The organism is Leifsonia sp. 563 (assembly GCF_040545055.1).
Lineage (GTDB): Bacteria > Actinomycetota > Actinomycetes > Actinomycetales > Microbacteriaceae > Leifsonia.
The window spans coordinates 552,143-574,309 of sequence record NZ_JBEPLE010000001.1 but is presented as its reverse complement, the minus strand read 5'-3'; the positions used below and the strand labels follow the sequence as shown (position 1 = coordinate 574,309).

Annotated in this window: 24 protein-coding genes; 18 read left to right on the top strand and 6 right to left on the bottom strand. The window is 69.5% G+C overall.

The features are described from left to right. Positions 1-19 precede the first annotated feature (19 nt). From ftsH to cls, 13 genes are all read left to right on the top strand, one after another. Complete coding sequence (gene ftsH, locus ABIC47_RS02850; RefSeq protein WP_018192130.1) at positions 20-2,023, top strand: ATP-dependent zinc metalloprotease FtsH; 2,004 nt, start codon at positions 20-22, stop codon at positions 2,021-2,023. A gap of 13 nt (positions 2,024-2,036) precedes the next feature. Continuing rightward, complete coding sequence (gene folE / locus ABIC47_RS02845) at positions 2,037-2,615, top strand: GTP cyclohydrolase I (RefSeq protein ID WP_018192129.1); 579 nt, start codon at positions 2,037-2,039, stop codon at positions 2,613-2,615. Beyond that, positions 2,612-3,415 (top strand): dihydropteroate synthase, encoded by an 804-nt coding sequence (gene folP / locus ABIC47_RS02840; RefSeq protein WP_018192128.1) that lies wholly within the window; start codon positions 2,612-2,614, stop codon positions 3,413-3,415. The genes folE and folP overlap by 4 nt, the downstream gene beginning before the upstream one ends. Further along, on the top strand, positions 3,408-3,791 hold the full coding sequence (folB, locus tag ABIC47_RS02835; protein ID WP_018192127.1) for a dihydroneopterin aldolase: 384 nt from the start codon (positions 3,408-3,410) through the stop codon (positions 3,789-3,791). The genes folP and folB overlap by 8 nt, the downstream gene beginning before the upstream one ends. Further along, on the top strand, positions 3,788-4,330 hold the full coding sequence (folK, locus tag ABIC47_RS02830) for a 2-amino-4-hydroxy-6-hydroxymethyldihydropteridine diphosphokinase (RefSeq protein ID WP_354476940.1): 543 nt from the start codon (positions 3,788-3,790) through the stop codon (positions 4,328-4,330). The genes folB and folK overlap by 4 nt, the downstream gene beginning before the upstream one ends. Then, positions 4,327-4,806, top strand: a complete 480-nt coding sequence (locus ABIC47_RS02825; protein ID WP_089877565.1) for a DUF3180 domain-containing protein — start codon at positions 4,327-4,329, stop codon at positions 4,804-4,806. The genes folK and ABIC47_RS02825 overlap by 4 nt, the downstream gene beginning before the upstream one ends. Then, the gene (locus ABIC47_RS02820; RefSeq protein ID WP_018192124.1) at positions 4,790-5,275 is read left to right on the top strand and encodes a PH domain-containing protein; all 486 of its coding nucleotides are present in this window, start codon (positions 4,790-4,792) and stop codon (positions 5,273-5,275) included. The genes ABIC47_RS02825 and ABIC47_RS02820 overlap by 17 nt, the downstream gene beginning before the upstream one ends. Continuing rightward, positions 5,272-6,951, top strand: coding sequence for a PH domain-containing protein (locus ABIC47_RS02815; protein WP_354476937.1), 1,680 nt, complete (start codon positions 5,272-5,274; stop codon positions 6,949-6,951). Before ABIC47_RS02820 ends, ABIC47_RS02815 begins: the two co-directional genes overlap by 4 nt. Next, on the top strand, positions 6,951-7,784 hold the full coding sequence (locus ABIC47_RS02810; protein ID WP_354476934.1) for a Rossmann-like and DUF2520 domain-containing protein: 834 nt from the start codon (positions 6,951-6,953) through the stop codon (positions 7,782-7,784). Before ABIC47_RS02815 ends, ABIC47_RS02810 begins: the two co-directional genes overlap by 1 nt. Positions 7,785-7,818: 34 nt before the next feature. Next, a complete protein-coding gene (gene panC, locus ABIC47_RS02805) occupies positions 7,819-8,697 on the top strand; it encodes a pantoate--beta-alanine ligase (RefSeq protein ID WP_354476931.1) in 879 nt (292 codons plus the stop codon). Between the two features lie 41 nt (positions 8,698-8,738). Continuing rightward, positions 8,739-10,268: a lysine--tRNA ligase gene (gene lysS / locus ABIC47_RS02800; RefSeq protein WP_354476928.1), complete on the top strand. Its 1,530-nt coding sequence runs from the start codon at positions 8,739-8,741 to the stop codon at positions 10,266-10,268. 33 nt (positions 10,269-10,301) lie between these two features. Continuing rightward, positions 10,302-10,475 (top strand): hypothetical protein, encoded by a 174-nt coding sequence (locus ABIC47_RS02795; protein WP_018192119.1) that lies wholly within the window; start codon positions 10,302-10,304, stop codon positions 10,473-10,475. Between the two features lie 141 nt (positions 10,476-10,616). Then, the gene (gene cls / locus ABIC47_RS02790; RefSeq protein ID WP_020076823.1) at positions 10,617-12,080 is read left to right on the top strand and encodes a cardiolipin synthase; all 1,464 of its coding nucleotides are present in this window, start codon (positions 10,617-10,619) and stop codon (positions 12,078-12,080) included. A 33-nt stretch (positions 12,081-12,113) separates the two neighbouring features. Here the strand turns inward: cls and ABIC47_RS02785 are convergent, their stop codons facing one another. The 3 genes from ABIC47_RS02785 to ABIC47_RS02775 form a co-directional block, all read right to left on the bottom strand. After that, positions 12,114-12,512, bottom strand: a complete 399-nt coding sequence (locus ABIC47_RS02785) for a type II toxin-antitoxin system VapC family toxin (protein ID WP_231371299.1) — start codon at positions 12,510-12,512, stop codon at positions 12,114-12,116. An 11-nt stretch (positions 12,513-12,523) separates the two neighbouring features. Next, positions 12,524-12,802, bottom strand: coding sequence for a FitA-like ribbon-helix-helix domain-containing protein (locus ABIC47_RS02780; protein ID WP_018192116.1), 279 nt, complete (start codon positions 12,800-12,802; stop codon positions 12,524-12,526). 144 nt (positions 12,803-12,946) lie between these two features. Then, positions 12,947-13,921, bottom strand: a complete 975-nt coding sequence (locus ABIC47_RS02775; protein ID WP_354476923.1) for a pirin family protein — start codon at positions 13,919-13,921, stop codon at positions 12,947-12,949. 57 nt (positions 13,922-13,978) lie between these two features. Between ABIC47_RS02775 and ABIC47_RS02770 the strand changes: the two genes are divergently transcribed. The 4 genes from ABIC47_RS02770 (at position 13,979) to ABIC47_RS02755 (ending at position 18,412) form a co-directional block, all read left to right on the top strand. After that, on the top strand, positions 13,979-14,401 hold the full coding sequence (locus tag ABIC47_RS02770) for a hypothetical protein (RefSeq protein WP_354476920.1): 423 nt from the start codon (positions 13,979-13,981) through the stop codon (positions 14,399-14,401). Positions 14,402-14,532: 131 nt separating this feature from the next. Further along, positions 14,533-17,055, top strand: a complete 2,523-nt coding sequence (locus tag ABIC47_RS02765) for an ATP-dependent Clp protease ATP-binding subunit (RefSeq protein WP_018192113.1) — start codon at positions 14,533-14,535, stop codon at positions 17,053-17,055. 106 nt (positions 17,056-17,161) lie between these two features. Then, positions 17,162-17,680, top strand: a complete 519-nt coding sequence (locus tag ABIC47_RS02760; protein ID WP_018192112.1) for an amino-acid N-acetyltransferase — start codon at positions 17,162-17,164, stop codon at positions 17,678-17,680. A 96-nt stretch (positions 17,681-17,776) separates the two neighbouring features. After that, complete coding sequence (locus tag ABIC47_RS02755) at positions 17,777-18,412, top strand: hypothetical protein (RefSeq protein ID WP_354476917.1); 636 nt, start codon at positions 17,777-17,779, stop codon at positions 18,410-18,412. Positions 18,413-18,422: 10 nt separating this feature from the next. Here ABIC47_RS02755 and ABIC47_RS02750 read toward each other — a convergent pair whose 3' ends face one another. Together ABIC47_RS02750 and radA are read right to left on the bottom strand one after the other, a co-directional pair. After that, on the bottom strand, positions 18,423-18,773 hold the full coding sequence (locus tag ABIC47_RS02750) for a YciI family protein (protein ID WP_354476915.1): 351 nt from the start codon (positions 18,771-18,773) through the stop codon (positions 18,423-18,425). A gap of 70 nt (positions 18,774-18,843) precedes the next feature. Then, positions 18,844-20,208, bottom strand: a complete 1,365-nt coding sequence (gene radA / locus ABIC47_RS02745) for a DNA repair protein RadA (RefSeq protein WP_354476913.1) — start codon at positions 20,206-20,208, stop codon at positions 18,844-18,846. Between the two features lie 171 nt (positions 20,209-20,379). Here radA and ABIC47_RS02740 point away from each other — a divergent pair, with 171 nt between their 5' ends. Further along, positions 20,380-21,306, top strand: coding sequence for an alpha/beta fold hydrolase (locus ABIC47_RS02740; protein ID WP_354476911.1), 927 nt, complete (start codon positions 20,380-20,382; stop codon positions 21,304-21,306). Positions 21,307-21,324: 18 nt separating this feature from the next. On the opposite strand, the gene ABIC47_RS02735 is transcribed toward ABIC47_RS02740, so the two are convergent. Beyond that, positions 21,325-22,116, bottom strand: a complete 792-nt coding sequence (locus tag ABIC47_RS02735; protein WP_354476909.1) for an SGNH/GDSL hydrolase family protein — start codon at positions 22,114-22,116, stop codon at positions 21,325-21,327. Between the last annotated feature and the right edge of the window lie 51 nt (positions 22,117-22,167).

The window sequence follows — 22,167 nt, the reverse complement described above, 5'->3', positions numbered from 1 at the left end:
GCGGTACTGTGGTCGCACCATGAACGTCAAGAAGATCTTCCGCGGCCCGATCCTGTACGTCGTGCTGGCGATCATCATCGTCTGGATCGGCTCGAGCCTGATCACGATGTCGGGCTTCAAGAGCGTGTCGACGCAGAAGGGCCTGGAGTACCTCTCCCAGGACAAGGTGTCGAGCGCGAAGATCGTCGACGGTGAGAACCGTGTCGACCTGACGCTCAAGGAGCCGGACGGCAACCTGGGCAACCAGGTGCAGTTCTACTACGTCACCCCCCGCGGCGAGGATGTCGTGAAGGCGGTCGACGACGCGAACCTCCCCAAGGGCTACGACGACGAGGTCCCGCAGCCGAACTGGTTCGTCAACATCCTCGGCTTCCTCATCCCGGCTCTCCTCATCGGCGTGTTCTTCTGGATCATGATCTCCGGCATGCAGGGCGGCGGGAACAAGGTCATGCAGTTCGGCAAGTCGCGCGCGAAGCTCGTGACCAAGGAGACGCCGAAGGTCACCTTCGACGACGTCGCCGGGTCGGACGAGGCCATCGAAGAGCTGCAGGAGATCAAGGACTTCCTGAAGGAGCCGGCCAAGTTCCAGGCCGTCGGCGCCCGTATCCCGAAGGGTGTGCTGCTGTACGGCCCTCCCGGTACGGGCAAGACCCTGCTCGCCCGCGCCGTCGCGGGTGAGGCCGGTGTGCCCTTCTACTCGATCTCCGGTTCGGACTTCGTCGAGATGTTCGTCGGTGTCGGCGCCAGCCGTGTCCGCGACCTGTTCCAGCAGGCGAAGGAGAACTCGCCCGCCATCATCTTCATCGACGAGATCGACGCGGTCGGCCGTCACCGCGGCGCCGGCCTCGGCGGTGGGCACGACGAGCGCGAGCAGACGCTGAACCAGCTCCTGGTGGAGATGGACGGCTTCGACCCGAAGACCAACGTCATCCTGATCGCGGCGACCAACCGTCCCGACATCCTCGACCCCGCACTCCTGCGTCCGGGCCGCTTCGACCGCCAGATCGGCGTGGATGCGCCCGACATGCTTGGCCGGAAGAAGATCCTCGAGGTGCACGGTCGCGGCAAGCCGCTGGCGGCGTCGGTCGACCTCGAGGTGCTCGCCCGCAAGACGCCGGGCTTCACCGGAGCCGACCTGGCCAACGTCCTCAACGAGGCCGCACTGCTCACCGCACGCTCGAACGCGCAGCTGATCGACAACCGCGCGCTCGACGAGGCCGTGGATCGCGTCATCGCCGGTCCGCAGAAGCGCACCCGGGTCATGAAGGACCAGGAGAAGCTCATCACGGCGTACCACGAGGGCGGACACGCGCTCGCCGCCGCGGCGATGCGCCACACCGACCCCGTGACGAAGATCACCATCCTGCCCCGCGGCCGCGCCCTCGGATACACGATGGTGCTCCCGCTGGAGGACAAGTACTCGGTCACCCGCAACGAGCTCCTCGACCAGCTCGCGTACGCCATGGGCGGCCGCGTCGCCGAGGAGATCGTGTTCCACGACCCGACCACCGGCGCCTCGAACGACATCGAGAAGGCGACCTCCATCGCCCGCAAGATGGTCACCGAGTACGGCATGAGCGCCGACATCGGATCGGTCAAGCTGGGCCAGGCGAACGGCGAGATGTTCCTCGGCCGTGACATGGGCCACCAGCGCGACTACTCCGAGCGGATCGCCGAGCGTGTCGACGCCGAGGTGCGCGCCCTCATCGAGAAGGCGCACGACGAGGCGTGGGAGGTGCTCAACGACAACCGCGCGGTCCTCGACCGCCTGGCCGCCGCGCTTCTCGAGCACGAGACCCTCGACCACAACCAGATCGCCGAGATCTTCGCCGACGTGAAGAAGCTGCCCGAGCGCCCGCAGTGGCTCTCCAGCGACAAGCGCCCGATCTCGGACGTCCCGCCCATCCCGTTCCCCAAGGCCCCGATCGACGCGGGCGCGGTGGACGGCGGCGTCGACTCCGAGCCGCCGGCGACGAAGCCGAAGCGTTCGCCCGCGATCAAGCCGCGCCCGGCGACCGCCTAGGGCCGTCGCGCGCATGAGCGGCATCGATCGTCCGCGCATCGAAGCGGCCGTCGCCGAGATCCTCGCCGCCATCGGCGAGGATCCGTCGCGTCCGGGCCTCGAGAGCACGCCGTCGCGTGTTGCGGATTCGTACGCCGAGTTCTTCGCGGGGATCGGCCGGGATGCCGCTGCCGAGCTGGGTGAGCCGGTGCCGCTCGAGCAGGGCCACCAGGCCGACACGGTGCTGCTGCGCGACATCGAGTTCCGCTCCGTCTGCGAGCACCACCTCCTGCCCTTCCTCGGCGTCGCCCACGTCGCGTACCTGCCCGGCGACAGCGTCATCGGGCTGGGACGCATCCCGCGCGCGATCGAGACCCTCGCGTCGCGTCCGCAGATCCAGGAGCGCCTGACCGAGCAGATCGCCGACACGATCGAGCAGGGCGCTTCCGCACGCGGCGTGCTCGTCGTGCTCGATGCCGCGCACTCCTGCGTCACGACCCGTGGCGCCCGGCAGTCAGGCAGCACGACCGTGACCGTCGCCGCCCGTGGGGCGTACACCGACCCCGTGGTGCGGGCCGAGCTCATCGCGTTGATCGGACGCGGCGTCAAGTGACCCTCATCATGGGCGTCCTCAACGTGACGCCGGACTCGTTCAGCGACGGCGGACTCTGGCTGGAGCCCGACGCCGCCATCGCGCACGGCCTCGACCTGGTCGCCCAGGGGGCCGACATGGTCGACGTCGGCGGCGAGTCCACCCGGCCCGGAGCCGCGAGCGTCGACCCGGTCGACGAGCAGGCCCGCGTCGTCCCCGTGATCCGCGAGCTGGCCTCCCGCGGGGTGACGGTCAGCGTCGACACCCTCAACGCGTCGACCGCACGGGCCGCGGTCGAGGCGGGCGCGGCGATCATCAACGATGTCTCGGGCGGCCTCGCCGACGAGCGGATGCCGGACGTCGTGCTCGAGACGGGCGCCCAGTACGTCGCGATGCATTGGCGCGGCCGGCTCGACGCGGCCGACTCGCGGGCCGTCTACGAGCACACGGTGGCGGAGGTGCGGGCGGAGCTCTCCGCGCGCGTCACCGACCTGGTGCGGCGCGGCATCGACCCGGCCAAGCTCATCCTCGACCCCGGTCTCGGCTTCTCGAAGAACGCACGCCACAACTGGCAGGTCCTCGCCGGGCTGCACGAGATCGAGACGCTGGGGTACCCGGTGCTGATCGGTGCATCCCGCAAACGGTTCCTGGGGGCGTTGCTGCCCGAGGGTGCGCCGGCGGAGGCGCGCGACGCCCCGACGGCCGTCATCTCGGCGCTGGCCGCGCAGGCGGGCGCGTGGGCCGTCCGTGTCCACGATGTTCCGTCGACACGGATCGCCCTCGACGTGGTGCGGGCATGGCAAGCTGGACGCGATGAGTAGCATCCAGCCGCGGCCCGCCGACTCGATCATCCTGACCGGTCTGCGCGTCCGCGCCAACCACGGAGTGTTCGACTTCGAGCGCGCCGACGGGCAGGACTTCGTCGTCGACGTCACGGCCTGGCTCGACCTCTCGGTCGCGGCGGCCGGTGACGACCTCGCGTCGACCGTCCACTACGGCGAGCTCGCCGAAGAAGTGGTGGCGGCCGTCGAGCGGGACCCCGTCGACCTCATCGAGACCGTCGCCGAGCGGGTCGCCGCGACCGTGCTGGCGCACGAGCCGGTGGATGTCGTCGAGGTGACCGTCCACAAGCCGCAGGCGCCGATCAGCGTGCCGTTCGGGGATGTCGCCGTGCGCATCACGCGGGGGCGCGCGTGAACGCCGCTCCGCTGGGGAAGCCGGTCCGCATGCGGGTCGGCGTTCCGGCCGTGCTCGCGTTCGGGAGCAACCTCGGCGACCGCGCCGGCACCATCCATGCGGCCGTTGATGCGCTGCGCGAGGAGGCCGGGGTCGATGTGCAGTCGGTCTCGCGGCTGTACGAGACGCCCGCGCTGAAGCCCGACGGGATCGACGCGGAGGCGCCCGCCTACCTCAACGCGGTGGCGCTCGTCCGCACCCTGCTCGATCCGCTCGCGCTGCTCGGCGTCGTCAACAGCGTCGAGGACCGGCTGGGCCGCGTCCGCGAAGAGCGGTGGGGCGACCGCACCATCGACATCGACATCGTCGACTACGACGGGATGGTGTCCGACGACGACCCGCGCATCGTGCTGCCGCATCCGCGGGCACACGAGCGTGCCTTCGTCCTCGTGCCGTGGCTCGACGTCGACCCGGATGCCCGGCTTACCGGCTTCGGATCGGTCGCCGAGCTCGCCGCTCGCGCCACCGATCCCGTCCGTCTCTGGGAGGGCCGCTCGTGAAGCGCACCCGTCCGAGCTCGCTGATCGGCCTCGGCGTCGCCGGGCTCGTCGTCGGCTTCCTCGCCGAGCTGGCCGCCGCCGGCATGGGCCAGCCCGTGTTCATCCCGCCGCTGACGCTGCCGATCACACTGGTGGCGGTGGCGATCATCGTCATCGCGTTCGCTCTGCCGATCCGCCGTGCCGTGCGCGGGCGGAGCGTGCGCCGCATCGACCCGTTCCAGGCCACCCGGATCGTCGTGCTCGCCAAGGCGTGCGGGCTGAGCGGTGCGCTGCTCACGGGCATCGGCATCGGGATCGGCGCCTACCTGCTCAGCCGCGACGTCCTGCCGGGCGGCAACGCCATCCTGCTTACCGCGCTCACGACGGCCGGAGCGGTGATCCTGCTCGTCGCCGGTCTCGTCGCCGAGCTGTTCTGCACCCTGCCCCCGGGCGACGACGACGACCGCACGGAGACCGTGAATGCCCGATCGGATTGACCTCAACGTCGGCGAGTGGCGCCGCGTCTCGCCCAAGTACGTCCTCGTCGTCATCGCGAGCACGGTGATCACCGGGCTCGTGCTCGCGGCGGCTTCGCTGTTCCTCTGGCTGGTGGGCGGTTGGCCGTTCGGCTGGGTGGCGCTCGTCGTCGTGGTCGTCATCTCGGTGATCGCGCTCATCATCGCGCCGCGCCGCGCCCGCTCGATCGGGTACCGGCTGCGCGACGACGACCTGCTGTTCCGCCGCGGCATCATGTTCCAGCGCTTCGTCTCGGTTCCGTACGGGCGCATGCAGCTCATCGACATCAACCGGGGACCGGTCAGCCGGATGCTCGGACTGGCCGACCTCAAGTTCGTCACGGCCGCCGCATCCACCGGCGTGATGGTCCCTGGCCTCCCGGAGCCGGAGGCCGCCGAGCTTCGCGACCGGCTCGTCGAGCTGGCGGAGAGCAGACGGGCGGGACTGTGAGCGCCCCGGATGGCGGCGCGCCGGCAGGTCCGCCCGTCGGCCGCCCTCTGACGCGTGCGGAGCGCGCCGCCGAGCGGTACACCGACGGCGAGTGGCACCGGCTGCATCCCGCGACGCCTCTCCTTCGCGGCGGCATCGTGTTCATCGCCCTGTTCGGATTCGTTCTCTCGAACCTGCGCGAGCGCCTGATCGGCTTCTTCGTCGGCGCGCCCGAGTACGGCGGAGACCCGCTGGACGCGATCTACAACCACGGTTGGGAGGGCTGGGCGCTCCTCGGGGTGGCGGTGGTGCTGCTGCTCTGCTTCGGGGCCTTCTACCTCTCGTGGCGCATGCACAGCTTCCGGATCACAGGCGACGCGGTCGAAGTGCGCAGCGGCATCCTGTTCCGTACGCAGCGCAAGGCGCGGCTCGACCGCATTCAGGGCATCAACGTCGTGCGGCCGGTGCTGGCGCGCATCTTCGGAGCGGCCAAGCTGGATGTGTCGGTCGCCGGCCACGACGCGAACGTGCAGCTGGCCTACCTTGGTTCGTCTCTGGCTGACGGCCTGCGAGCGGATGTGCTGCGGCTGGCCTCCGGCGTGCGGGCGGCGGAGGCGGCGGAAGCCGAGGCGGCAGCGTCGGGCGGTGCGGCCGCAGTTGCCGTCAGCGAGAGTGACTCGGGTGCACCGGCAGGCGCACCTACGGCCGGCGGTGCTCCGTCCCGTGCGGCCGCGGTCGGGGACCTCGTCGGCCGTCGCGTGAATGAGTTCCTCGCGCCCGAGCTGGATCCGAACGCCGCGCCGCCGGAGTCGGTCGTCAAGATCCCGCCGCTGCGGCTGCTGGGCTCGCTCCTGCTGAGCGGGTTCACGGTGTTCGTGCTGGTCGTGATCGCCTTCCTGATCTGGGGCGCGTCGAGCGGCGAGCTGTGGCTCCTCATCGTCGTGCTGCCCGGTCTGATCGGGTCCGCCAGCTTCTACATCAACCGCTTCACGAAGTCGTTGCGGTACTCGATCGCCGGGACCCCGGACGGAGTGCGCGTCGGCTTCGGTCTGCTGAGCACGAGCAACGAGACGCTGCCGCCCGGCCGCATCCATGCCGTCGAGGTGCTGCAGCCGCTGCTGTGGCGGCCGTTCGGCTGGTGGCAGATCCGCATCGACACCGCAGGTCATTCGCGCGAGAAGGGCGCGGCCGGACAGCCGAACACGACGATGCTTCCGGTCGGCGACGCGGCTGACGTCTTCCGCGTCCTGTCCCTGGTGCTGCCGGGCTTCGCAACGGACGAGCACCGGGAGCTGATCGAATCCGGGATGACGTCGGCCGGGCGGGACGCGTTCGTCGGCAGTCCGCGCCGGGCGGTGTGGATCCGTCCGTTCTCCTGGCAGCGCACCGGATACCGCGTGGTCGATGACGCGATCCTGCTGCGCCGTGGGTTCGTCTGGCGGAGTCTCGCGATCGTGCCGCTCGCGCGTCTGCAGAGCCTGGAGCTCCAGCAGGGTCCTCTGGATGCGGGCCTCGGGCTCGCCGATGCGCGGTTCCACACCGTGTCCGGCCCGGTTCACCCGCGGCTGGCGGCGATCGACGCACCGAACGGTGTCCGGTTGTTCGAGGAGGTCTCGACGCGGGCCGTCGCCGCGGCGGCCGCGGATCGGAGCCACCGGTGGGGGCAGGCCACGAACCACACCGAGAAGGAGCACTGATGTTGCCGTCCGCCCGTCCGCCTTCGCAGCGTTCCGGCCGGCTGGGGCTGGGCATCATCGGCGCCGGTCGCGTCGGCCCGGTGCTCGGACTCGCCCTGGCCGGCGCGGGACACGCGATCGTCGGGGTCTCGGCCGTGTCGGAGCAGAGCCGGGAGCGCGCGGAGGCGATGCTGCCCGGAGTCCCGGTCCTCGACATCCCTACCGTGGTGGAGCGCAGCGAGCTGGTGATCCTTGCCGTGCCCGCGGCCGAGCTCCCGAGCCTGGTCGCGGGTCTCGCAGCGACGGGAACGTGGCAGCCCGGCCAGATCGTCATGCATACGGCTCCCGGGTTCGGAATCGACGTGCTGCAGCCCGCGGCGGCGGCTGGCGCCATCCCGCTGGCCGTCCACCCGGCCCTGGAGTTCACGGGCACAAGTCTGGACCTCGCCCGGCTGGGTGAGAGTTACTTCGCCGTGACGGCCCCGGCACCGGTCCTCCCGATCGCGCAGGCGCTGGTGGTGGAGATGGGCGGCGAGCCGGTGGTCGTGGATGAGGCGGACCGGCCGGCTTACGCCGAGGCGATCGCGACGGCGACGGCGTTCTCCCGGTCGATCGTGGAGCAGTCGACGGGGCTGCTTCGGAGCATCGGTGTCGAGAAGCCCGGCTCCTTCCTCAGTTCGCTCATCCGCTCCGCGGTAGACAACGCGCTCACCCGCGCCGGTGCTCCGACGCGGCTGGACCTCGACGTGATCGGCGCGCTGCAGGACGACGCTGCAGGCGGTGTCGCGGGAGGTACCGGCCCCGAGGGCGATCCCGGTGACGACGGGCGCGGCTGGTTCCTGCGCGGCGAGTAGCCTGGTTGCGGCCGGTTTCGAGCCGGCCGAAGGGATGCGCATGCCAGAGATCATCACCACCATCGCCGAGCTGCGGGCCCGGGTCGCGGACGCGCGCCGTGTCGCACGCCAGGACGGCCCGGTGGACGCGCCCACGGGCCGCGTGGTGCTCGTGCCGACCATGGGGGCGCTGCACGAGGGACATCTCCGCCTGGTGTCGCAGGCGCGCGACCTCGGGGGTCTCGTCGTGGTGTCGATCTTCGTGAACCCGCTGCAGTTCGGCCCCGGAGAGGACTTAGATCGCTACCCTCGCACGCTGGACGCGGACGTCACCGCCCTCGAGGGCCTCGCCGACGTCGTGTTTGCTCCCTCCGCCTCGGAGATGTATCCGGACGGCCCTTCGGAGACCCGGGTGACGGCGGGGGAGTCCGGAACCGTGTTCGAGGGAGCCTCCCGCCCCGGTCACTTCGACGGTGTCCTGACCGTCGTCAGCAAGCTCTTCAACATCGTGCAGCCGGACGTCGCCGTCTTTGGTCAGAAGGACGCCCAGCAGGTGCATGTCATCGGCCGCATGGTCGATGACCTCAACCTGCCGGTCTCGATCGCCGTCGTGGACACTGTCCGCGAGTCGGACGGCCTCGCCCTTTCCAGCCGCAACCGCTACCTGGATGAGGACCAGCGCCTCGCCGCGGTCACCCTGTCCCGCTCCCTGTCGGCGGGCTCGGAGGCCGCTCGCGATGGCGTGGAGGCTGCCCTCGGAGCCGCCCGCGCGCACGTCGAGGCGGACCCAGCCGTTAAGCTTGACTATCTCGCGATCGTCGACCCGGATACCTTCCGCGAAGCGTCGCCTGACCACCACGGTCCCGCCCTGATGCTGATCGCCGCTCGCGTCGGAACGACCCGGCTGATCGACAACCAGCGCCTCACGACGTGACCACCGCACCACCGCCCGCCCCCTCGAACGGAAAGACAGCGATGACCGACGCGCAGACCACCGCGGCCGACCTCGGCGACGACCAGCTCGGCGAAGACGAGATCAGCGAGCAGAAGGCGGTCCGGCTCGGCAAGCGCGACCGTCTGCTTGCCGAGGCGGAGGGCCCCGGCGGCGGCGCGTACCCGGTGCAGGTTCCGGTCACCACGACCATCCCGGCCGTCCGCGCGAAGTGGGATCACCTGCAGCCGGACGAGGGCTCCGGCGAGATCGTCGGCATCGCCGGCCGGGTCGTGCACCTGCGCAACACCGGCAAGCTGTGCTTCGCGGTGCTGCAGGCCGGCGATGGCTCGCGCATCCAGGTGATGGTGTCGCTCGCCGAGGTGGGCGAGGAGTCGCTGGGCGCGTGGAAGGAGCTCGTCGACCTCGGCGACCACGTGTTCGTTTCCGGCGAGGTCGTCTCGAGCCGCCGCGGCGAGCTCTCGGTCATGGCGCGCGAGTGGCGGATCGCCGCCAAGGCGCTGCTTCCCCTGCCGAATCTGCACAGCGAGCTGAGCGAGGAGACCCGCGTCCGCGCCCGCTACCTGGATCTGATCGCCCGCGACCAGGCGCGGAAGACGGTCCTCGATCGCGCGGCGGCCGTCGCGAGCCTGCGCCGCACGTTCGCGGACCGCGGCTTCGTCGAGGTCGAGACGCCGATGCTGCAGGTCATCCACGGTGGCGCGTCCGCTCGCCCGTTCGTCACGCACTCGAACGCCTTCGACACGGAGCTGTACCTCCGCATCGCGCCGGAGCTCTACCTGAAGCGCGCCGTGGTCGGCGGCATCGACCACGTGTTCGAGATCAACCGCAACTTCCGCAATGAGGGCGCGGACTCGACGCACTCCCCGGAGTTCGCCATGCTGGAGGCCTACCAGGCCTACGGCGACTACAACTCGATCGCCGACCTCACCCAGACGCTCATCCAGGATGCCGCCGTCGCGGTCTCCGGATCGCACGTCGTCACGTGGGCGGACGGCACCGAGTACGACCTCGGCGGCCAGTGGGACCGCATCCGCATGTACGACAGCCTCTCGGACGCGATCGGCGAGGAGATCACGCCGGAGACCCCCATCGAGCGCCTCCGCGAACTCGCCGCTCTCGCCGGGATCGAGATCGAGCACCCGCTGCCGGGCAAGTACGTCGAGGAACTGTGGGAGCACTACGTCAAGACCGACCTCGTGCGTCCGACCTTCGTCATGGACTTCCCCGTCGACACCAGCCCTCTGGTGCGTGCGCACCGCTCGCGGGAAGGCGTCGTCGAGAAGTGGGATCTGTACACGCGGGGCTTCGAACTCGCGACCGGCTACTCCGAGCTCGTCGACCCGGTCGTGCAGCGGGAGCGCTTCGTCGAGCAGGCGAAGCTGGCAGCCGCGGGCGACAACGAGGCGATGCGTCTCGACGAGGAGTTCCTCCGGGCTCTCGAGTTCGGCATGCCGCCGACCGGTGGCATGGGCATGGGCATCGACCGCCTGCTGATGGCCCTGACCGGCCTGGGCATCCGTGAGACGATCCTCTTCCCGCTGGTCAAGTAGGCTCCCAGGACCCGGCGGTACGATGGACACGCTATGAACGACGTCATCAGCGGTATCGTCTGGGCCCTCGCGCCGACCGTCCTGGTCGGTCTGCTGTTCTGGGCGATCATGCGAGCGATCGTGCGCGCCGACCGCAACGAGCGGAAGGCCTACTCGCGCTTGGAAGCCGAGGAGCGCGCTCGCCGCGGCCTCGCCCCCAAGGCCTGACTCCTCCCCACCCAGCGCCGTCGGCCACGTGACCTTCGCCGCCCGCGTGCGGAGGGCCTCGCCGCTCGACGTTCGCGTTCCCGCTACGGTATGTCTGGGGACGCATAGGCGTCTTTCTGGGATCGACCGAGGGATGCGTGCATGGAGACGGGGTTCTGGGTCTCGTTCTTCATCGTCCTGGCACTTCTGATCGACTTCGTCATCCGCGTCCTCGCCATCATCATCGTCCCGCGCAACCGCAAGCCGACGTCGGCCACCGCGTGGTTGCTCGCGATCTTCCTGATCCCCTACATCGGCATCCTCTTCTTCCTCCTGATCGGCAGTTACAAGCTGCCCAAGAGCCGCCGCCAGAAGCAGGACGAGATCAACCGCTTCATCATCGACAGCACCGAGGGCATCGAGCGGGTGCGCCGTGACCACCCGTGGCCGCCGTGGCTCGAAGGGGTCGTCGAGCTGAACCGCAAGCTCGGGGCCATGCCACTCGTCGGCGGCAACCGGGCGACACTCAACGGCGACTACCAGGGGTCGCTCGACGCGATGGCCGCGGAGATCGGCAAGGCGAAGCGATACGTCCACGTCGAGTTCTACATCTTGACGCTCGACAAGACGACCGCCCCGTTCTTCGATGCCCTGGAGGCCGCCGTGGAGCGCGGCGTGACCGTACGCGTGCTCCTCGACCACATCGCCTCGCTGCGGACGCCCGACTACAAGCGCACTCTCGAGAGACTCACGGCGATGGGCGCCCGGTGGCAGCTCATGCTCCCGGTCCAGCCCTTCAAGGGGAAGTATCAGCGCCCCGACCTCCGGAACCACCGCAAGCTGCTCGTGGTCGATGGTCGCGTGGCGTTCATGGGTTCCCAGAACGTCATCGACCGGAGCTACAACAAGAAGTCGAACATCCGGCGCGGGCTGAAGTGGAAGGAACTCATCGTCCGGCTCGAGGGCCCCATCGTCGCCGGTCTGAACGCCATCTTCATCACCGACTGGTACAGCGAGACGGACGAACTGCTCCGCCGCGAGACGGAGCCCATCACCGACGAGATCGAGGCCAACGAGCTCGACGCCCAGGTGGTGCCCTCCGGACCGGGATTCGCCGGCGAGAACAACCTGCGCCTCTTCCTCGCCCTCCTCTACTACGCGCAGGAACGCATCGTCATCACGTCCCCGTACTTCGTGCCGGACGAATCGATGCTCATGGCCGTCACCTCGGCCGTGCAGCGCGGGATCCGCGTCGACCTGTTCGTCTCCGAGATCGGTGACCAGGCACTCGTCTATCACGCTCAGCGCTCCTACTACGAAGCGCTCCTGCGCGCAGGAGTCCGGATCTGGATGTACAAGGCGCCCTACATCCTTCATGCGAAGCACTTCACCATCGACGACGACGTCGCCGTCATCGGTTCGAGCAACATGGACATGCGTTCCTTCCAGCTCAACATGGAGGTCTCCCTCATGGTGCGAGGGCGTTCGTTCGTGGATGAGATGCGGAAGGTCGAGGACGGCTATCGCCAGGACAGCCGCGAGCTCACGCTGGACGAGTGGATGAAGCAGCCGCTCCGCTCCACCGTTTTGGACAACCTGGCCCGGCTGACCTCCGCGCTGCAGTGACCCGCCGGACCTGCGGAGCCGTGTGCGCGACGGTCAGGCCGGCTGAAGCTCGCTCAATCGCCTGACCTCGCACCACCGCTCGGCAGCCGCGGCGAGGCGGTCGTCCGCCGTCACGAGGGGCAGCTCCATGAGACGGGCGAGCGCGACGTACATGGCGTCGTAGGCGCTCAGGTTCTCTCGCCAGCGCCAGGCGTCGGGCCAGAGTGGCTCGTGCTCCACACGCATGATCTCGAGTCGGTAGAACTCGAGGATCACCTGCTCGGCGAGCTGAGCGTCGTCCGGGTGCCGGAGGGCATGCTTGCGCATCGCGCTCACGAACTCCGGGTCGATCAGGTGGGGCGCCACCAGGATGCACTCGGCCAGCTCGTCGTTCTCTTCGAACGCAGCGAGTCCCTCGCGCGAGAGCAGTTCGACGAGAGCGCTGCAGTCCATCACCGCCGCGATCATCGGCTTCCCCGGTCGTCGCGGATGCCCTGGACGATCTCCTCCGTGGTGATATTCAACGGTCGTCGACCGCTGGCGCTCGGAGGCTGACGCTGCGCCAGCACACGCTGCTCGACCGTCACCTCCGCCCAACGCTCCTCGATGCGCAGCCTCTCGGCGATGCGGGTGAGCTGCCGACGGAGGTACTCCGAGTAGGACAGCCCTTTCGCTGCTGCTGCCGCCTTCAGGCGATCGTTGACGGCCGGATCCAGATCTCGCACTTGCACGGTGACTCCCATGGGTTCAGTTTAGGGTGGGGTGCATGCAGATGCAATGGATTTGCATGCAGTGAGACCATCCTGACGTGCCAGAGGCCGGGAGGGGCCGAGGGAGCTCGAATTGTGGAGAAGTGCCGCGGTCGCGGAGATGTGGACGGATATGAGTCAGCCGCGCGGCCGCAGGCGGACCGTCGGTAATTCCGGCGCAGGCAACGGCGTTCCGTCGTAGCCCTCGACGGTCCCGAAACGTCCGTGAGGATCGGCTCCGGCGATGACCTCGCCCTGCCACTGCGCCCGGTAGGCGACCACGTCCTCATGGCTCCGGCCGATGAAGTTCCACCACATCACGATCTGCTCGCCCAGCGGCTCTCCGCCGAGGAGCACGATCCGGGCGTCTGCTCCCGAGCTCACCGAAAGGCTCGTGCGACCGGGATTCAGGTAGGCCAGATGAGAGACCGGAACAGGTGTGCCGTCGATGGTGACGTCGCCCGCATCGACGAGCACGCCGTGCTCGAATCCCTCCTCGAGGGGGACCTCGATCGTGGTGTCGGCCGGCATGACGATCTCGGTGCCGACCAGCGGCGAGAACACCGTCGCGGACGTGCCGCTTCCGGCGAGCGATCCGACGAAGGTCCGCACGGAGGCCGGGCCGATGCTGCCCGCCACGGGAGTGTGGTGCTCGAAGAACGGTTCGACATCGCGCGAGGCGTTCGGCAGGGCCACCCAGAGCTGGACGCCGTGCAGTCGCCGCGTCCCCGGCGTGGACACCTCCGAATGGCTGATCCCGCGACCTGCGGTCATCAGATTGAGCTCTCCCGGTCGGACGAGAGCGTGACTGCCCACGCTGTCGCGATGGTCGATCTCGCCCTCGAAGAGCCAGCTCACCGTCTGCAGTCCCGTGTGCGGATGCGGCGGGACGCGCATCCCGCCGGTCGCCGAGACATCGTCGGGACCGTAGTGGTCGATGAAGCACCAGCCGCCGATCAGCGAACGGCGACGCTGCGGGAGCGTCCGGCGGACGGTCATCGCGCGCGGGCCGCCGAGCGGAACATCCCGCGGTTCGAGGATCTCCACGCCGGCGTCCGTGAGCACGGCCGACGTCGCGACGAGCTCGGCCGGATCGCGCTCCAAGTTGCTCATAGCGGCATCCTAGGCGTCGGGCATGACGGCCGGAGCCCGGGTTCCTAGAATGGTCACGTGCTCCGGACCACGACCAGACTCCTCCCCGCCGTCGCGGCGATCCTGGTGGTCGCCGCGCTCGCCGGATGCAGCACAGCGCCGGGCAAACCGGTCGACGATTACGCGGGCGAGCCGAAGGGGGTCGACGCGCCGGCGAGCAGCGCGGGCGGAGCATCCTGGGCCGCCTGGCTCGACGGCGGCGAGCGGTTCGCGATCGTCCTCTACGGGAGCTCGACCTGCCCACCGAAGGTCGCCACCGTGTCCGCCACCGCGAACGACTCGATCACCGCCACACTCGCGCCCGCCCCCGGCGGGGTCTGCACCCACGACTTCGTGCCCCACACCACGGTCTTCACCACGCCCGACCGCATTGCGAAAAGCGGCGAGGTGAGTGTCGTCCTGCCCGACTCGACGCTCACGCTGCCCGCCGATCGGGGCTGATCGGCCGCAATCCGCTCGGTCGCCGACGGCACGTCACGCCCACGGCGAACAGGGCCACGTGACAGGGCGAGCGGTGGTTACTCTCTTTGTATCGACGCCGAACCTGCAACGGTGTCGTACGAGGAGTAGACATGTTCGAGAGATTCACCGACCGCGCCCGCCGTGTCGTCGTCTTGGCCCAGGAAGAGGCCAAGATGCTGAACCACAACTACATCGGGACGGAGCACATCCTGCTCGGCCTGATCCACGAGGGTGAGGGCGTCGCCGCCAAGGCGCTCGAGTCGCTCGGCATCTCGCTGGACGCGGTCCGCGAGCAGGTCCAGGACATCATCGGCCAGGGCCAGCAGCAGCCGACCGGGCACATCCCGTTCACGCCGCGCGCCAAGAAGGTGCTGGAGCTCAGCCTCCGCGAGGCGCTGCAGCTCGGCCACAACTACATCGGCACGGAGCACATCCTGCTCGGCCTGATCCGCGAGGGCGAGGGCGTCGCCGCCCAGGTCCTCGTGAAGCTCGGCGCCGACCTCAACCGAGTACGTCAGCAGGTCATCCAGCTCCTCTCCGGCTACCAGGGCAAGGAGCAGGTCCAGGTCGGGGGCAACGATCAGAACACCGCGCAGGCCGGTAGCCAGATCCTCGACCAGTTCGGCCGCAACCTCACGCAGGCCGCGCGCGACAACAAGCTCGACCCGGTGATCGGGCGCGAGAAGGAGATCGAGCGCGTGATGCAGATCCTGTCGCGTCGGTCGAAGAACAACCCGGTGCTGATCGGTGAGCCCGGCGTCGGCAAGACCGCCGTCGTCGAGGGTCTCGCGCAGGCCATCGTGCGCGGCGACGTGCCGGAGACGCTGAAGGACAAGCAGCTCTACACGCTCGACCTCGGCTCGCTCATCGCCGGTTCCCGCTACCGTGGTGACTTCGAGGAGCGCCTGAAGAAGGTCACGAAGGAGATCCGCACCCGCGGCGACATCATCACCTTCATCGACGAGATCCACACCCTCGTCGGCGCAGGTGCCGCGGAGGGCGCGATCGACGCTGCCAGCATCCTCAAACCGCTGCTGGCCCGCGGCGAGCTGCAGACCATCGGTGCGACCACACTCGACGAGTACCGCAAGCACTTCGAGAAGGATGCCGCGCTCGAGCGCCGCTTCCAGCCCATCCAGGTGGCCGAGCCGTCGCTGCCCCACGCGATCAACATCCTGAAGGGTCTGCGCGACCGCTACGAGGCGCACCACAAGGTGTCCATCACCGACGGTGCGATCGTGGCCGCGGCGAACCTCGCCGACCGTTACATCCAGGACCGCTTCCTCCCGGACAAGGCCATCGACCTGATCGACGAGGCCGGCGCCCGCCTGCGTCTGTCGATCCTCTCGGCGCCGCCGGAGCTGCGCGAGTTCGACGACAAGATCGCCGCCGTCCGCTCCCAGAAGGAGGGCGCGATCGAGGACCAGGACTTCGAGAAGGCCGCCAGCCTCCGCGACGAGGAGAAGAACCTCCTCGGCGAGCGGCTGCGTCTCGAGAAGCAGTGGCGCTCGGGCGAGGTCAAGACCACGGCCGAGGTCGACGAGGGCCTCATCGCCGAGGTGCTGGCCCAGGCGACCGGCATCCCCGTGTTCAAGCTCACCGAGGAGGAGTCGGCCCGGCTCGTCTACATGGAGAAGGCGCTGCACGAGCGCGTCATCGGCCAGGAGGAGGCCATCGCGGCCCTCTCGAAGACGATCCGCCGCACCCGCGCCGGCCTCAAGGACCCGAAGCGTCCGTCCGGCTCGTTCATCTTCGCCGGTCCCACCGGTGTCGGTAAGACCGAGTTGGCGAAGGCGCTCGCCGAGTTCCTGTTCGACGACGAGTCGGCCATGATCTCCCTCGACATGTCGGAGTACGGCGAGAAGCACACCGTCTCCCGTCTGTTCGGCGCCCCTCCCGGGTTCGTCGGATTCGAGGAGGGCGGCCAGCTCACCGAGAAGGTCCGTCGCAAGCCGTTCAGCGTCGTGCTGTTCGACGAGATCGAGAAGGCGCACCCCGACATCTTCAACTCGCTGCTCCAGATCCTGGAGGAGGGACGTCTGACAGATGGCCAGGGACGCGTGGTCGACTTCAAGAACACCGTCATCATCATGACCACGAACCTCGGCACGAAGGACATCTCCGGCGGCCCCGTCGGGTTCCAGATCGAGGGCGACCCGCAGACCGGCTACGACCGGATGCGCGGGAAGGTCTACGAGGAGCTGAAGAAGAACTTCAAGCCCGAGTTCCTGAACCGTGTCGACGAGATCATCGTCTTCCCGCAGCTGGACAAGAGCGAGCTCCTGCAGATCGTCGACCTGTTCATCAAGCGGCTGTCGACCCGTCTGCTCGACCGCGACATGACCATCGAGCTGACCGTCCCGGCGAAGGAGCGGCTGATCGAGGTCGGGTTCGACCCGACGCTCGGCGCCCGTCCGCTCCGCCGCGCGGTGCAGCACGAGATCGAGGACCGGCTGAGCGAGCGGATCCTGCACGGCGAGCTGAACGCGGGCGACCACGTCCACGTCGACTTCGCCGACGGGGAGTTCGTCTTCACGACGACCGCCCGCAAGGAGCCCATCGGGGCCGGCATCAACGCCACCGCCGCGATCGGCACCGGCCCGGCGACCCCGGACCTCGCAGCGAACGAGTGATCGTCGCCGCGACTGCGTGACCCACGACAAGGGCCGGCCTCTTCGGAGGTCGGCCCTTGTGGCGTCTCTGCCCGTGTGACATCTCGGGGCTCGGTAGGGTGGAACGGTGAGCGGTGAGAACGGTCCAGGGTTCAGCATCCGGCGGGCGCGGACGGGCGACGTCAAGCGCATCCAGGAACTGGTGGAACCGCTGGTGCAGCGACGCATCCTTCTCGGCAAGGAGACCGTCACGTTCTACGAGTCGGTGCAGGAGTTCCGGGTGGCGGAGGACGCCGACGGCCGCCTGATCGGTTGCGGTGCACTGCACGTGATGTGGAGCGACCTCGGGGAGGTGCGCACTCTCGCGGTCGCCGACGAATGGCTCGGCCGCGGCGTCGGCAGGGCGCTGCTCAGGCGGCTGGAGTCGGATGCGCGCGAGCTGGGCCTTGATCGGCTGTTCTGCCTGACGTTCGAGGTCGACTTCTTCGGGCGCAACGGGTTCGAGGACATGGGGGAGTCGACGGTCGACCCGCAGCTGTATGCCGAGCTGGTGCGCTCCAATGACGAGGGCGTCGCCGAGTTCCTGGACCTGGCGCGAGTGAAGCCGAACACCCTCGGCAACACGCGGATGCTGAAGCGGCTCTGAGCCGCCGCATCCGGCGTCGGCGGGGCTCGCTGAACGCTCTCGGAACCTCGGGCGCGCCTGCCCGTCGCGCCGTCGCGCCCTGGCTATAGTGCGGGCATGTCGACGTTCAAGAACCCGGTCGGCCCCCAGCCCAGCGGCGTCTACTGGCGCCGCAGGCTCATCGTCCTCCTCGGTGTGATCGCCGTCGTCGTCATCATCGTCCTGATCGTCGTGCGCCCGGGCGCGTCCAACGGGGAGCCCGCGGACAAGAAGCCCGCGCCGGGGAGCACCGGGACTCCGGCCGCGGTGGCGACGAGCATCCCGACCTCCAGTGCGACGGCCGACGGCCAGCCGTGCAAGCCGGGCGACGTGAAGGTGGAGGCCGTGACCGACAAGGACGTCTATGCCGCGGGCGAGCTCCCGCAGTTGTCGGTCGCGCTGACCAACACGGGTTCTAAGGCGTGCACGATCGACGCCGGCACGGCGCAGCAGGTGTTCACGATCACCAGCGGCTCGGAGGTGTACTGGAAGTCGACGGACTGCCAGACCGACAAGGTGGATGCGGAGGTGCTGCTGGAGCCGGCGAAGACGATCTCATCGAAGGCACCGATCACCTGGGACCGCACGCGCTCTGACCCGTCGACCTGTCAGGCGAGCCGCGAGCAGGTGCCTGCCGGCGGAGCCTCGTACCACCTGGAGACGACCGTCGCGGGCGTCAAGAGCTCGGAGACCAAGCAGTTCATCCTGCAGTAGGTCGGGGCGTTCAGTCGGTGGAGTCGGCCTCGCGCATGTAGGAGCCTTCGATCTCGCGCACTTCGACGCCTGATCCGTGTCGCGTGGCCGGGTTGCGGCGGGCGATGGCGAGTGCGGCGTCGAGGTCGGGAGCGTCGATGATGCCGATGCCGGCGATCAGCTCTTTGCTCTCGGTGTAGGGACCGTCGGTGATGCCGTCGCCTCGGACGGCGCGCGCCGCGGTGTGCGGGGCGAGGGCGTAGGCAGCCGTGAGCGCACCGGACTGGATGAGGTCGGCGGAGTGGGCGTCGTGCTCGGCGAGTTCGGCGGCGTCGTGCTCGGCGGTCGGGTCGGAGTAGATGAGGATGGCGTACTGCGGCATGGTCGTTCCTTCCGTATGACGGATGTCGTCACCAGGACGTCGTTCGGCGGCGCGTGTTTTCGACCGGCGGTCAGAACGCGGCGTCGAGTTCGCGCTCCCGATCGGTGCTGGCGGCCATGAACGCGAGGCGGAGCGCCTCGCGGACGGTGGCGCTGCGGTCGTCCACGCGCGTCGTGAAGCCGAGGCGTGCGGCCTCGGCCGTGCGCTGTTTGCCGCTCACGACCGGTCGGATCTCGCCGGCCAGGCTGATCTCGCCGAAGGCTGCGAGCGTGTGGGGGATCGCGCGTTCGGTCGCCGCCGAGGCGATGGCGAGCGCGATGGCCAGGTCGGCGCCCGGCTCGGTCAGGCGGACCCCTCCGACCGTGGACACGTAGACGTCTTTGTCGCCCAGCCGGATGCCGGCGCGGCGCTCGAGGACGGCCAGGAGCATGGCGACGCGGGACGCATCCACCCCGTTGGTGACCCGGCGCGGGTTGGGCGCCGTGGTGCCGACGACGAGCGCCTGGACCTCGACGGGGAGCGGTCTGCGCCCTTCCATCGCGACGGTGACGCAGGTGCCGGAGACCGGGGTCGTGTTCCGGCTGAGGAAGAGGCCGCTGGGATCGGTGACCTCCGCGATGCCGTCGCCGGCCATCTCGAAGCAGCCGACCTCGTCGGTGGGCCCGAAGCGGTTCTTGAGCGCGCGGATGAAGCGGAGCGCCGTCTGACGGTCGCCCTCGAACTGGCAGACCACATCTACCAGGTGCTCGAGCAAGCGCGGACCGGCGATCGAGCCGTCTTTCGTCACGTGACCGACGATGAGGATGGGGAGATCTCGCTCTTTCGCGATGCGGATCAGCGCGCTGGCGACCTCGCGCACCTGGCTTGGCCCACCCGCGATGCCTTCGGCCGAGCTGCTCGACACGGTCTGGACCGAGTCGACGATCACGAGTGTGGGGTCGACGGCGTCGATCTGCGCCACGATCGTGGACAGATCGGTCTCGGACGCGAGGTAGAGCTCGTCGTGGACGGCCCCGGTGCGCTCGGCTCGCATCCGCACCTGGCTCACCGACTCCTCGGCGCTGACGTACAGCACACGGTTGCGGGCTCGCGCGGCGCGGGAGGCGACCTCGAGCAGCAGGGTGGACTTGCCGACGCCGGGCTCGCCGCTGAGCAGGATGGCCGCCCCGGGGACGATGCCGCCGCCGAGCACGCGATCGAACTCCCCGATGCCGCTCGGCCGGCGGTTCGCGCCGTCGCCGGGCGCGATGTCGGTGATCGCCCGCGCTTCGCGGCCGGCGGCGATGGTCACGGGCTTCACGGCGCGGAGTACCCCGGTCGCCTGGGCGGTCTCGGCCATCGTGCCCCACGCCTGGCACTCCGGGCAGCGGCCCACCCACTTGGCTGTGGTCCACCCGCAGTCGGAGCAGCGGTAGTTGACAGACGCCTTCGGCACGGCACCTCCTCGATCGGGGTCAACACTACGGTGAGCCACCGTCATCGGAGGGAGGATCGCGGAGGCCGTGGACAAGTCGGAGGTCGGGGCGGGTGTGAGCACATCCGTCGGGCCGAGCCGACCGTCCATCGCCCCTTCTGCGTGTCGGTGCAGGCGTGCACAATGGGCCGCATGGCTGATCGTACGTTCTCCCTCCGCTCCGGCCGTGTGCTCGGGCTGACCGGCTTCGGCGACTCCGACGCCGAGCGGCTCGTGATCTTCTGCCACCCCGCCCCGGGGTCGTCCGTGTTCGATCCGGATCCGGACGCGTCGGCCGAGCGCCGCGCGCACATCGTCGCGCTCGACAGGCCCGGTTACGGCTCCAGCGATCCGTGGCCGTTCGGGAGCTGGCCCAGCATCGTCCAGGCCGCCGACGACATCGCCGAGTATGTGCGCTCCGTCGTCGTCGCCGAGTCGGTGATCGGCGTCACCCGCCCGCGCACGGTCGGGGTTGTCGGCTGGTCGGCCGGCGGCCGGGTCGCGCTCGCGTTCGCGGCGCGCCATCCCCAGCTCGTCGACCGGGTCGCGATCGTCGGGACGCCCGCTCCGAATGAAGCAGTTCCCTGGATCGACCCGAAGCTGCAGCAGATGTCCGATCAGCTCGCCACACTCACGCCCGACGAGGCGATGAGCCGCCTGTCCGCCATGCTCCAGCCTCAGGCCGACGCCGTCGCAGCGGCCACCGAGCCGGCGGACGTGCCGCTGGACGCGCTCGGCATCGGCGCCGTGGACGAGCAGGCGCTGGCGCGCCCGGGAGTTCGCGACCGGCTGGGCAGGATGCTGATCGACGCGTACACCCAGGGTCCGCGCGGCGTCGCCGGCGACATCCTGAGCTACACCGCCCGTCCCTGGGGCTTCGACCTCGCGGACGTCACCGCGAAGACGCTCGTGATCGCCGGCCAGGCGGATGCGCTGACCGGCCACGCGCATGCGGCCTGGTACCAGCGGTCGCTGCCCGATGCGCGCATGGAGATGGTGCCGGGCGCCGGGCATCTGGCCATCGTCCCGACATGGGGACGCATCCTCTCGCACGTCGCCCCCGCACACGTGACGCACTGAGCTGCGGCGTGCCGGAGGTCAGGCGCTGAGGGCTTCCTGCTGCTCGGTCTCGCCGTGGCGCGGGTACAACTCGCGGGCGCGGGCGGTGACCGCCGGGAGGAACGCGGACGCCCACACGCGGTAGCCGTGGTCGTTGGGATGGAAGAGATCTTCGGCGAACTGGGTGAACGCTCCACGCAACCCCTGCCGACGCATGGTCGCGTGGAGGGGAACCACCGTGAGTCCTCGGGCGGTGGCCTCCTCGCGCAGGATGCGGTTGCCCTCGGCGACGAGCCGTTCGTTCCATGGCAGGTAGAAGTAGGGCAGGTCGGCCACGATCGCGTGCGGCGGCAGCGCGGCGAACACTGCGCGCATCCCCTCGCGGAACCGATCCGGATCGAATGCCGCGATGTCGTTGGCGCCGATCGACACCGTGACGATGTCGGGCTCGAGGCTCGCGAAGCGCGGCAGCTGGTCGGCAACGGCCAGGGCGACCGTCGCGCCGGAGACCGAGAGGTTGACGATCCGCACAGACCGACCCGTGACGGCACGCAGGTGGTCGGCGATCACACCGACGTAGCTGTTCTTCGGTGCGGAGGCGCCGATCCCCTGGGCGGCACTGTCGCCGATGGCCACGTAGAGCAGCTCGCCCGGGTCTTTCGCGGCATCCCGCCACCACTTCGAGTGGATGGGCAGCATCTCGTTGAGCCGTACCCGCCCCTCGGCGACGGCGGCACGCTTCGCCTGGACGCGCTGCCACCCCACGGCGGTGAGAACGGCCCCGGCCACCAGTCCGGCCGCGGCCGCGAGGATGCGACGGAGAGCTTTCATGGACGGAACAGTACCCCGGACCAACGACCCCGCGATGCCCACTCCGCCCGA